10 protein-coding genes are annotated in these 12,302 nt (G+C 60.7%); 8 read left to right on the top strand and 2 right to left on the bottom strand.

What is annotated here, in order from left to right:
• Positions 1 to 220 precede the first annotated feature (220 nt).
• Positions 221 to 730 (bottom strand): cytochrome c, encoded by a 510-nt coding sequence (locus OXE05_10205; GenBank protein MCY4437691.1) that lies wholly within the window; start codon positions 728 to 730, stop codon positions 221 to 223.
• A gap of 359 nt (positions 731 to 1,089) precedes the next feature.
• On the opposite strand from OXE05_10205, the gene OXE05_10210 reads away from it, so the two are divergent.
• From OXE05_10210 to OXE05_10245, 8 genes are all read left to right on the top strand, one after another.
• The gene (locus tag OXE05_10210) at positions 1,090 to 2,256 is read left to right on the top strand and encodes a Gfo/Idh/MocA family oxidoreductase (GenBank protein ID MCY4437692.1); all 1,167 of its coding nucleotides are present in this window, start codon (positions 1,090 to 1,092) and stop codon (positions 2,254 to 2,256) included.
• 533 nt (positions 2,257 to 2,789) lie between these two features.
• Complete coding sequence (locus tag OXE05_10215; protein ID MCY4437693.1) at positions 2,790 to 3,797, top strand: aldo/keto reductase; 1,008 nt, start codon at positions 2,790 to 2,792, stop codon at positions 3,795 to 3,797.
• Between the two features lie 979 nt (positions 3,798 to 4,776).
• Entirely contained in the window at positions 4,777 to 6,165 is a 1,389-nt protein-coding gene (locus OXE05_10220; protein ID MCY4437694.1) for an extracellular solute-binding protein, read from the top strand.
• Positions 6,166 to 6,262: 97 nt separating this feature from the next.
• Positions 6,263 to 7,276, top strand: a complete 1,014-nt coding sequence (locus tag OXE05_10225) for a hypothetical protein (GenBank protein ID MCY4437695.1) — start codon at positions 6,263 to 6,265, stop codon at positions 7,274 to 7,276.
• Positions 7,277 to 7,419: 143 nt separating this feature from the next.
• On the top strand, positions 7,420 to 8,415 hold the full coding sequence (locus tag OXE05_10230) for a methionine synthase (GenBank protein ID MCY4437696.1): 996 nt from the start codon (positions 7,420 to 7,422) through the stop codon (positions 8,413 to 8,415).
• Positions 8,416 to 8,908: 493 nt separating this feature from the next.
• A complete protein-coding gene (locus tag OXE05_10235) occupies positions 8,909 to 9,340 on the top strand; it encodes a hypothetical protein (GenBank protein ID MCY4437697.1) in 432 nt (143 codons plus the stop codon).
• Between the two features lie 565 nt (positions 9,341 to 9,905).
• Positions 9,906 to 10,964 (top strand): acetylxylan esterase, encoded by a 1,059-nt coding sequence (locus tag OXE05_10240; protein ID MCY4437698.1) that lies wholly within the window; start codon positions 9,906 to 9,908, stop codon positions 10,962 to 10,964.
• A gap of 183 nt (positions 10,965 to 11,147) precedes the next feature.
• Positions 11,148 to 12,026, top strand: coding sequence for a phytanoyl-CoA dioxygenase family protein (locus tag OXE05_10245; GenBank protein MCY4437699.1), 879 nt, complete (start codon positions 11,148 to 11,150; stop codon positions 12,024 to 12,026).
• A 13-nt stretch (positions 12,027 to 12,039) separates the two neighbouring features.
• On the opposite strand, the gene OXE05_10250 is transcribed toward OXE05_10245, so the two are convergent.
• The coding region (locus OXE05_10250; GenBank protein ID MCY4437700.1) for a hypothetical protein at positions 12,040 to 12,302 on the bottom strand (263 nt) is incomplete at its 5' end.

Genomic DNA, 12,302 nt, shown 5'->3' on the forward strand with positions numbered 1-12,302 from the left:
TCAAGACTTTTGGAACAAGAAACTGGATGGAAATATTGCACGTGACGCCGCCAATCAAGCAGAGCTAAGGAAGTTGGGTTGGTCGGTGTTCGTGGTTTGGGAGTGCCAATTATCGGAAGACACTGAGGCTTTAGTGGAAAACCTAAATGGGATGCGTTCAAGCAAAGACTCTAGATGTCTACCTGATAGCACGTCCGCCCGACGCGGCGAAACCCATTAGCTACTGTTGCCGCGTGTCTTCCAGATCTGACTGTATCTCCTGGATGTCCGGCGGCCAGGTGCTCTTAATGTAGGCGAGCACCGCCCAAATCTCGCCGTCGCTCATCTTGTCTTCGAAGCCGGGCATGTTGCTCTTGTAGTCGCTGCCGACGACGGCCGTCGAGCCGTATTTCGTGACGTCGAAGAGCAGCGCGTCGCTGTGGTGCCACGTGTGTCCGGTCTTGTCGTGAGGCGGCCCGGGCAGCAGACCGTCCTCGTCCCGCTCGCGCCAGTTCGGTTGTCCTTCCAGGTCCGCGCCGTGGCAACTCGCGCAGTGCAATTGATACAGGACCTCACCGTTGCGCACCAATTGCCGATTGGTGGCGTCGGCCCGGCTGGGTTCGCCCGCGCCCCCAACGAATAACCATACGGCCGCCAACACGACAGTTGCCGTCACCACAGCGGCCGCAATCAGTACGAGCCACCGCCCTGGTGTGCCCTGGCTCTTTCTCGCCGACCTGCGTTTACTCATGTCAATTTCGTCCAGTACTTGTTCAAATGGAAGCGCGGGTCGCTGGTGCCGTTCGCGAAACGGCGCCGACCCTCTCGCCTGGTGCCGACCCAAAAAACCTCTCTCATTCGCTGGCTGACATTGTACAATACTCGGCTTCATACTGGGGAGGAGTATTTTGTTCAGCAGCCTATTCTTCGTGAAAAAGGACGGCAAGTTTGCCAATCGAAGTGCAGCAGCTTCTTCGCTTGTCATAGGCGTACCGTTGCCCCGCGCGGGGAGGGGTGCTGCATCGCATAGCTAACATTACCGTCAATGGCGTACCATACAATAGGCCTGCAAGGCGTGGCAGTACGTTCAAATGGAGGAAGTGAGCAACCATGGCAACAACGAGCGGTCCGATAGGGGTAGCGGTCCTGGGGTGCGGCGGCATTTCCCATCCTCATTTCGACGGTTGGCAGCGCCTGGAAAAGGCCGGAGAGGCACGGCTGGAGGTGGCCTGCGACAACGATATGGAACGCGCCGAAGCCAGGGTGCAGCAGTACGGCGCCAGGGCTGCGGCTTCCGACTTTGCGGAGGTGGTCAAGCGGCCGGAGGTGCAGGCGGTGGACATCTGCCTGCCCCATCACCTCCACTTGCCCGCTATTCTGGCGGCGGCGGAGGCCGGCGTGCACATCCTCTGCGAAAAGCCTCTCGTGCTCGACATGGACGAGGCAGTGGAAGCGATTCGTGCCTGCCGCGACGCCGGTGTGAAGCTCATGACCGCCGACCGCGACCGATTCGAGCCTCCTGCCCGCGCGGTCAAGCGCATCCTCGACGCCGGCCTCATCGGCGACATCTACCATGTGCTCGAGCGTCACATGCTGCACAAGGACGTGATCACCCAGGGGTCGCGCTCCAACATGGGTTGGAAACTCGGCAAGGCCACGGCCGGCGGCGGCGCGCTCCACCGCGACGGCTGTTACTACATCGATACGCTCCTCTTCTGGGAAGGCAGCGGCGTGAAGCACGTCGCGGGCGCGGAATTCGATAACTTCCTCTGGGAAACGGCGGAGATCGAGACCACCTCCCACGTACTCTTCCGCTTCAATAGCGGCGCAATTGGCGTCTTTGAGATGGTGTGGTGCCTGCAGGGGCCCCAGCACCGCGAGATCTTCGTGACCGGCAGCGAGGGCTACGTGAAACTTCACGGCGGCATTGGACACGGTTCCGATGCGACGATCACGCTCTTCAGTAACAAGCTCCCGTGGCTGACATTTGACGATGCGCAAGTTGCCCAGGCCTTTGCCGATTGCACCTTCGAGCAGCCGCACCGCAACAAACCGGAAAAGGCCAATGAAAAGCTCGTGCTGCACGTGCCGTATGCGGGAGGCTTCACCGCCCAGGAGAAGGAACTCCTAGCCGCTATTCGCGAAGACCGCGAACCGGAGTCCAACGGTATCGACGGCGCCCGGGCGCTGGAAGTGGTAGAAGGCGCGTATCTCGCCGCGCAGGAGGGCCGGCGCATCGACTTTCCTTTGAAAGATTGGGAGTCGCTGGGTGGGTGATCAGGCATATCCGATCGCGTGCTGGTGATAAGAATGTTGCTGATTGGCCTGGCATGAAGGCGGGTGGCAGCCAAGACTGTCTCAAGTGTCATTTTTGTAAATGTCAGGTAATTCGCTGGTAGATTTCGTAGAAGAGACAAAGGAGCAAGGCTCTGTGCCGGTCTGCCAGTATGTAATTCCTGTAGATGTTGAGTAATTCGTTGACAGTTTTGATAGGAATTGTCAGTGGTTTCAACGTCATGTAAGACCACATTACATGTCATTCCGAACGGAGCGTAGCGGAGTGTCGCTCAGAGCGCGGAATCTAGAGTGCTAAGCCTAACGAACACGCTTGACGTGAACCCTAGATTCCGCGAACAGGGTTCGACGCTGCGCTCGGAATGACATGTACGGTCGACGCTGCCAGTAAATAGGAGATTCTGTCAACGAATTAGTCAACATTAATAGGAATGACATACAAAGTCGCTTCTGTCCAAATGTGACATTCTTGTGGGAGGAAATCTGGCCACACAGAAGAGTGAGAAGGGGGAATTATGCGCTATCGTCCGCTCGGTAACACAGGACACCAGGTATCGGAAGTAGGTTTGGGCACGTACCCGCTGGGGGGTGCGCTCATTACGAGCGGCAGCTACTGGTCGGGTCCGGCCACGTACGGCACCGTAACACTTGAGACGGCGGTGGAGACCATCCATCATGGACTGTCGCTGGGCCTCAACTTCATCGACACCGCGCCGGTGTATTCGGAAGCTGAAGTCTACATTGCCGAGGCGTTGCGCCAGCGGCCTCAACATCTGAAGGACATAGAGGTCTTTGTAGAGACCAAAGGGGGCGAGCACGTTCTGCCGGCCGCTGACGGTGGGCCGCCGGTTCTCGCCCGCGACTTCACCCGAGATGCCTTGCGCGCCAGTGTCCAGCGCAGCCAGGAACGCCTGCAGACGGACCTCATCGAAGGTGTGCTCCTGCATAGTCCGCGCGCGGAAGAAATGGAAGCTGACCCTTTGGGTCTGCTCGAAGAGCTGCGCGAGCAAAGGCACGTCGGGCACGTGGGCGTTTCCGCCCGCGACGTGCCGGAGGCTATCCGGCTCATCGAGGAGGACGGCCGCGCCGAAATTATCCAAATTGGGTTCAGCCTGCTCGAACCCGCGCCCACGGCGCGTCTCCTGCCTTTAGCTGAGGAAAACGGCGTCGGCATCGTAATCCGCTCGCCGCTGGCCTCCGGGTTTCTGGCAGGCACGATCACCCCGGACCACGAGTTCGCGCCGGACGACCACCGCAGCCTGCTGTCGCGGGAGCAACTCGCCGCCCGCATCCAGGAGGCGGAGGCCTTCATGTGGCTGGTGGACGAAGGTGTGGCCCAGAGCCTGGGCGAGGCTGCCTTGCGCTACATCCTTAGCTTTTCCGGCGTGTCGTCGGTGATTCCCGGCGCCATGAATCCCGCTGAGCTCGAGCAGAACGCGGCGATCTCCGATCTTGGCCCCCTGCCGGCGGCTGCGCTGGCGCGGATAGAGGAAACGCAGCGGGAGTTGGGTCTGCTGAGTTAGGGAGGTCCGCCGTTCTTGTCTATGGCCGGTGCGTGGAAAACGACTGCATCGCCTGCAATGCGCAGTTGCGCTAGCAGCGAGTAATTCGCTCATGCTTATGCCTGTCCTGTGCGCGAAGAGCGGGGGACAAGCCCCCGCGCTACAAAGAGATGCCCTATACTTGTCGCTAGAGTGTGCGACGAACTGCCTTGGTAGCGCAGGTTTGTAACCTGCGTCCCCCGCCCGTCAAGCCTGCGCCGCCATGGCAAGCGGTCAGCATACGTCATTCGTGTGTTGAAACAGGCCTGCCGATGGGCGAAGGCGAGACGGAAGCACGAGGGGCGCGTCGTCCGTCATTCCCGCACAAGCGGTCCGCCACCGTCATTCCGGCTGTCGCCGGAATCCATCTTCTCCTGCGTGCAACCCATATTTCACCACCGGGTCTGCAGCCCTTGTGCCAAAGCGCAGGAGCGGGGGACAAGCCCCCGCGCTACGGCAGACGCGGAAAGCAACCGTCAATCCCATGCCACGATGTGAAGCGGACAGAATCCGTCAATTCCGCGCCACGATGTAATCCGGACAAATGTCGCCATTTCCGCGCCACTATGGAGAGCGGACGACATCCGTCATTTCTCCGCGTTACCTTCCCGGCACGTGATTAGGGGCGGGAGACCATCTCTTCTTGCATCCGAATGTCCATCCTAGGCGGAAAAAGCGTTCGTGCGCTTGCCCATCCCCTTGCGTGGCTCACAGATGGAGCCCGCTTCGCCGGAATTCAACGGGTTTGACTTCCCCAATATGTATTGCATCAACCCTTCACTCCCGGCATAATACAGACTACGGAATCCCTCAATTCAATTGGGCGAACGAAGGGAGGGCGACAACCAGTTAGACAGCTTCAACGGGGGATCCAATCGAGACCGCTTTGCTCACCAGGTAATCGACAACCGCTATGGTTTAGGTGTGGCTTGCCGTGCAGGCAAGTCGGGAGGTAAGGCAAGTGGAAACTGATGATCGCAAGACTCGTTTGACACGACGCTCAGTGCTTTGGCTCGGCGGTGGGACTCTCGGCGCCATCGCCCTGGCCGCCTGCGGCCAGGCAACCATGCCCGCGGCGCCGGCGGATGAAGCGCCCGCAGAGCAAGAGGCGGAAGCCAAAGAGCCGGAACCGCAGGTAGAACCGGTTTCTCTCGATTGGTCGCTCTGGGGCGACTCGACATGGTTGGAGGCGGCCCAAGCCGGCGCCGACCAGTACACGGCCGACAATCCCAACGTCACCGTCAATGTGATTGGCTTCAAGGAGAGCCTGGCAGGCTACATCACTGCGTGGTTGGCCGGATCCGGCCCGGACGTGGCGATGATGTGGGGCACCAATCTCGTCGAGGCGGGCCGCGAAGGCTTGTTTATCAACATGGACGAGTACATCAAGCGCGATAACCACCCCATGGACGACTACATTCCCTTCCAGGTTGGCGCGATGAACTGGCCCGAGACCGGCCAGTTCGGCCTGCCGATGTACATCAACGTCTACGTGCTCTGGTACAACCGGCAGATCTTCGACAAAGCAGGCATGGCGTATCCCGACGATACCTGGAGTTGGGATGAATACCAGGACGCGCTGCTCCGGCTCACGGACCGTCCCAACAGCGTCTATGGCGGCGTTGACATGAGTTGGGCCCGCGGCATCTGGAAGATCGTGCAGAACGGCGGCACGGTGGTCGATCCCGCGGATGACCGCCACGCGACGTTCGACGGTCCTGAGGCGATCGAGGCCATGGAGTGGCTGCACGCGCGCTTCCATCAGGATGACAGCATCGTTCACGGCGAAGAGTGGGCGGCGCTGGAGCGCAGCAAGGTGCAGGCCCTCATGCAGGGCACTTTGGCAACCTGGGAAGAGGGCTCCTGGGGCCCGGGGCAGTACTCGGTAGACTTCCCGGAGCAGGTCGATTTCTGGGACGTGGCGCCGTTGCCGCAAGGCCCGGTGGCGCGGGCTACCCAGGGCTCCATCGACGCCTGGGTGCTCTGGGAAGGCACGAAAGACCACGACGCGGCCTGGGACTTCCAGAAGTTCCTGCAGTCCGATACGTATCTGGACCTGCAGTGCCAGATCTCCAGCATCCAGCATCCGCGCGCCTCGATGCAAGACCGGTACATCAACATCATGAGCGAGAACTTCCCGGCGCTGGCGGATAAGAACTTGGACGCGTTCGCGCATCCCGTGCGCGGCAAGTACGCCTGGCCCAACGGCGGCTTGTTCCGCAAGGACTCGGAGGTTTTTGCTCTGCTCGTCGAAGCGTGGACGGCCTCCATCATCGAGGACCGCATCACCGTGGCGGAAGCCTTCACCGACGCCGCCGAGCGCGCCAACGCGCTGATGGCGGAGGGCTAGAAGCTATTCGCCAATATTCGGTTGCTACAGCGGTAGGGGCACGATATATCGTGCCCCTGCGTGAATTGGCCTTGCCTAGCGCCAGGGATTAGGACACATGCTCGTTACGACCTCCGGCCGGTTTCCTATCGTCAGCGACGGCCAGCACCCCTTGCGCGCCGCCGTGGAGGAGTGGCGGGCGCGGGTGACGCCCACCCCTGAGAGCGCGTGGCAAGACCGGGAGTTGCGCACTTTCCAAACGGAGACCCAAGCGGAGTTGCTGGCGGCGCAAGCAGACGCCGGCGTGGACATCCTCGATCCGGGATTCGTGCCGGTATACGATGAGTGGTTTCAGATGGCACGGGTGGTGCCGGACTTGGAAGTCGCCGCCCCGCTCCGCTACCTGGATACCAATACGTATTACCACCATTGGGTCCTGGACAGGTCGCCGACACGCAATGGCGAGAGCCCATTGGTGAGCGCTTACCGCCACGCCGCCTCGCTTACCAGGGAGCCCATTAAGCCCGCGCTCTTTGGGCCGTACACCATCTGGGCCTACGCGGACCGGCAGGGGCAGGGCGACACGCCGGAGGCCTTTGCGGCGCTCGTGGACATGTGGGCGGCGGACGTGGCCGCTCTGGCTGCTGCCGGGGCGCGGTATATTCAGATCGAGGAATCGGTGGTCTTGCGTCCCAAGCATCGGCCTGATTTTCCGCTGGTAGCACAAGCCATCGAGCGCATTGCGCGCGCCGCGCCGGAGACGACCGTAATCGTGCATCTGGCGTGCGGCGAGATTGGCGATCTACTGCAGCCGTTTCTCGCCATCCCCGGCCTGGGCGGGCTGGGCTTGGACTTCACCGACGCCTACCGCGCGCCGAATCTGGCAGCTCTCAAGTCTTGGAGCGGGAATGCCGTTCTCCAGGCCGGTATTGCCGACGCGCGCAGTATCCGTGTGGAAAGCGAGGACGAAGTGCGCGAAACTCTGGCCGCAATTACGTCTGCCGCGCCTGCGGTGAACTGCTGGGCCGCGCCAAGCACCGCGCTGCTGTACCTGCCGCGCCACGCCGCATTCGAGAAACTGACAACGCTGGCGCGCGCCGCTCACCGATTCGGTGGCGAGGAGGCGCAGTAGCCCGCTACCTTTGAAGCAATGGGCAAGCCGAGGCGGCGTGATCAAAGGATAGTCTTGGATAGTGGCTTTCGCTGGTAGCACCGGTTTGAAACCTGTGCTACTGTTGCCCTTGATCATCAATATGAAAGTGTTGTATTAGTAACATGAGTCAGCTCCCGCTCTTACCGATCTCCAGCATCGGCAGCTTGCCCAAGCCGCCCGATCTCTTTCAAGCGGAAATGGCGCCGCTGGAGCAGCAGGATCAAGCATGGATGCGCCAAACCCAAGAGGCGGCGGTGGCGGACTGGCTCGCAATCCAAGAAGGCTTGGGCATCGACGTGCTCGTGGATGGCGAACAGTACCGCCGCTCCATGACGACTTACTTCCTGGAGGGCTGGGGCTGCGCCGACATTGATCCGGACCCGGTGTGGGTACTGGACAATATGTACGGCCAGCGGGCGGTCATTAAGCGTGAGGCAACCGCGCCGCGCTCGTTGCTTCTCAATTGGTACCAATTCGCTGCGGCGCGCGCCAAGCGCGATTTAAAAGTTACCGTTACCGGTTCCTATACCCTGCGGGACTGGGTATTTGATCTCTACTATCCCGACCGCCGCGCGGCGGTGCTCGGCTTGGCGGAGTACGTCCGGGAAGAGGTGCAAGGGCTGGTGGCGGCAGGTGTCCGCTACCTGCAGATCGACGAACCGGCATTCGTCACGCGCTACGATCAACCGGCCGAGCTCGACGTAGCCATTGAAGCCATGCGCCGCATCTGCGTTGGATTGCCTGAGCATGTTACCGTCTTCACGCACATGTGCTATGGGGCATTCCACGAGGTCTATCCCAAGATGCTGGAGCTGCCCGCACATGTCTTCTGCCTGGAGCTGGCGCACGTAGCGCCCGAAATGCTCGACATCCTGCGCGAGCATCCGTTTCCCGCGGACCGCGGCATGGGCTACGGAGTTGTGGACGCGCAAGACCCGCGTGTAGAATCGGTGGAAGAGATCGAAGCGCGCATCCGCCTGGCGCTGGAGTATTTTGCGCCGGAACAGCTCTGGATCAATCCCGATTGCGGCCTGCAGGCTGTTCCTTACGGGTCTGCCGTAGCCAAGCTGGAGAACGTAGTGGAAGCCACCCACCGTGTGCGCCAATCACTGGCTTGAGTGCCGGTATTGCGCAGTTTGCGCGCACCTTGAAAGAGCATACGATCACGCCCTATAGGTAGGCTGTAGCGCGGGGGCTTGTCCCCCTCCAGAGCAAAGAGAAACGGACACGCAAAGGATTAACCTTGTAGCGGCGCAGAGCCTGCCCCGTACTCGATACGGGGTTGCAAACGTGTCCTGAGCCTGTCGAAGGACCTGCACTACCGGGGATATAAGGCGCGGTATTCGTCGCCATCATGCTCTAATGCAACAACATTGGGGCTTGTCCCCTGCCTCTTGATGAGAAAGCGGCAGTACCGAAGAAGGGGGCCTGCCCTCCGCCTAGGGCGACACGCACGTGCCAAGAGAGTAGATGGATTCTTGCATTCGCGGTAATAACGGAGTCTCTCGCGCTATTTTCATGAAAGTGACGGAACTCGAGTTCTGTTTTCGCAGGATTGACGAAACTTATACATACGCCGCGTTATCATTGTAAACACGAAAGGTTGCTCCCATGAGCCCACAGGACACCGAGACCCATGTCAAGATTGTGGCGTGGTTGCACATTATATTGAGCGCTCTGGGGCTCCTTGTAACCGCGCTCGTGATTCTTGTGTTTGTGGGTATCGGGCTGCTGCTGGCTGCCACCGATGGCACGTCGGCTATGGGCATCTGGGTGGCGGTCGGCACCTTTATCGGCGTGTTCTTGTTTCTCGTGTCGGTACCAGGGCTGATTGGCGGCATCGGCCTGCTGCAGCGGCAGAATTGGGCGCGGATCCTCGTGCTCATCCTGAGCGTGCTCCAACTCTTCAATTTTTCCCTTTGGCACGGCGGTGGGGGTGTATTCGCTGTGGGCGCTTACACGTGCGGAAACTCTGGCGCACTTTGGCGAAACGATAGGCTGGAAAGAGTAGACTGCTCTTGCCGTAGCATGGCAAAAGACTGACGGACCTACCTAACCCAAGGAGGAGACCTGTGAATGACCTCGCCTGCAGACGAAAAAACTCCCTCTCCCTGGGGAGACCTTTGCATAACCCCACTTTCAAGCGGAGGCACTCCCTCTCCCTGGGGGAGAGGGTCGGGGTGAGGGGTCTTCTTGCTACATTGGTCCCTTGCTTTGTGCAGTTTCAACGCATAGCAGCGCAGAATCGGGGTGCATATGGAGAGATTTCAGGAGATTCACCCTCACCCTAACCCTCTCCCGTCGAGGGAGAGGGAACATCCGCGCTTTGGCGAGGGTTATGCAAAGGTCTCCGTCGAGGGAGAGGGGACTATTTCGCTACCGCTTGAGTTGCGCAAAGGTCTCCTGGGGGAGAGGGTCGGGGTGAGGGGTCTTCTTGCTACATTGGTCCCTTGCAGTGTGTAGTGTCAACGCATAACAGCGCAGAATCGGAGTGCATATTGAGGGATTTCAGGAGATCCACCCTCACCCTAGCCCTCTCCCGTCGAGGGAGAAGGAACTTTTCTCACATCCGCTAGGGTTACGTAGCGGTCTCCAGGAGGAAGAGAGCATGAGTGTCAGTTCGCGACCGTACATCGATCCCGTGGAAGGACTGATTGCCCGCGCCAAAGCGACGGCGGCGCCCCTGGCGCTGCCGTCTACTGCGGCGGAGTGGCGCGCGTGGCATGAGCGTACGTTGATCCAGGTGCGAGAGATGATCGGCCCGTATCCCGATCCCGTGCCGCTCAATGTCGAGGTGGTCGAGCGCCACGACGAGGGCAGCTACGTGCGGGAGAAGGTCCTTTACGACAGCGAGGCCTTTGCCACCGTGCCCGCCTGGCTCTTCACGCCCAAGGACATCAAGGATGGCGAACGGCGGCCGGCCATCCTCTGTGCCCACGGTCACGGACGTGGCAAGGATGACCCCGCAGGTATCTTGCCTCCACCGGACGATCCCAACTATGCGCAACAGAAGGAACGGCAGTCCGGCGTCAACTACGCCCAGCAGCTTGCCGAGCGCGGCTACGTCTGCCTGGCGCCCGACTGGCGCGGCTTTGGCGAGCGTCAGGGTCCGCGCGAGTGGCGGCGCGACTCTCGCGATGGCTGCAACGCGCTCTATCTGGGCTACGGCTACCTGGGGTTCCAGTTACTCGCGCTCGACATCTGGGACGGCATGCGCGGCATCGACCTGCTTCAGGGTCTGCCAAATGTAGACCCCGATCGCATCGGCATGATCGGCCTCTCCTTCGGTGGCACGATGACCACCTATCTGTCGGCCCTGGACGAACGCGTTCGCTGCGCCGACATCGTTTGCTACCTCAGCACGTTAGAGGACGCCATCGGCCATCGCGGTCGGGGCAACACCTGCGGCTCGCAATTCGCCCGCGGCCTGCTGACCTTTGGCGACATTGCGTCCGTGGCCGGTCTCATTGCGCCGCGCCCGTGCCTCGTGGAGGTTGGCGAACTGGACGACTGTTTTGTGAAAGACGATGCACTGCGCTGTTATGCTGACGTGGAACGCATCTTCGCCGCAGCCGGCGTTGCCGATAGACTGGACTTGGACCTGCATCCCGGCGGCCATGCTTTCAGCGGCGCCAAGGCGTTCGATTGGTTCGACCGTTGGCTGTAGCTTGACTCGAACTTAGGCCACCAAATGTGCTGGTGAATCCGCTCCATCAGCACAGCTCACTATATTCACGCCGTTGCAAAGTCGGCACCGAGATTCCAGCTTGACAGTAGGCATTGTCAGTTCTACCATCGAAGGCAAGCAAACCTCCAATTCCCCAGTATTTGGCTGAATGAGGACAGCACAATGGCACAAGTTCAGGAACTGGGAACCGCCGCAGAACTCAAGTTCGACCAGTATGAGGGCGATCCCTACAAAGAGCAACTCTATCGCTTCGACAACAGCGCCACCGGGATAGCCAGCATCGATGAATTCTCCGATGAGCACGTGGCGTTCTATCGGGAAACCGGCTTCCTGGTCATTCAGGGAGTGTTTACCGACCGGGAGGTAGAATCGGCATTGGCTGGCTTTACGGATCTCGTAATCGGCAAGCACGCCGATTTTGTGGGCGTGCAGTTTGAGGCTGCCTCCAAGAAATACGTCCGTACCTTGCCGCCAGAGCGGCAACTCGATTGCGTGCGCAAACTCCAGCACTTTGTCGAGTTTGAGCCGCGTATGAAAGCGATGGCGTGGCATCGCAATTTACAGCGCGTTGTCAGCCGCCTGCTGGAAGCCGAGCCGGAACTCTTTGCCGACCAGGCCCTGAGCAAGCCCCCGGGCATCGGACGTGAAAAGCCCTGGCACCAAGACCACGCCTTCTTCAACTTGCCGATGGGCACGCCGATTGTCGGCACGTGGACGGCGCTGGACGCGGCTACGCTCGAGAATGGCTGCATGCACGTGAAGCCCGGCACCCATAAAGAAGGCCCGGTAGTGCATTTTCGGCGGCGCGATTGGCAGATTTGCGACGAACACCTTGACCTCAACCGCGACGTAGCGGTGCCGCTGCCACCCGGCGGCGTGCTCTTCTTCGACGGCCTTATGCACCACGGCACGCCGGCAAACCGCAGCGAGAGCCGGCGCCGGGCGCTCCAATTCCACTTCATTCCCGCCGGCACCGAGAAGACCGAGCAGGAAGAACGCATGGCGGTGTTTGGGAGTGAGGGCAAAGACGTTAATTGCTAGTCATCACTGTTGTTCAAACAGCGCAGGCCACGCGCATCACGGCATACACGTGACCGCGATGAAAGTTTCCCACACCGTCCGTGACCGGAACTGCGGGCACAGTTTCCGGCGTAGCGCGGGGGCTTGTCCCCCGCCTCTTGACAACGCGACCGCCACGGCGCGCTATCCGGCGTAGCGCGGGGGCTTGTCCCCCGCCTCTTGGCCACGCGACCGCCTTGGCACGGTGTCCGGCGTAACGCGGGGGCTCGTCCCCCGCCTCTTGGCCACGTGGACGCC

This window comes from Chloroflexota bacterium (genome assembly GCA_026710945.1).
In the GTDB taxonomy this organism is placed as follows: Bacteria; Chloroflexota; UBA11872; order VXOZ01; family VXOZ01; genus VXOZ01.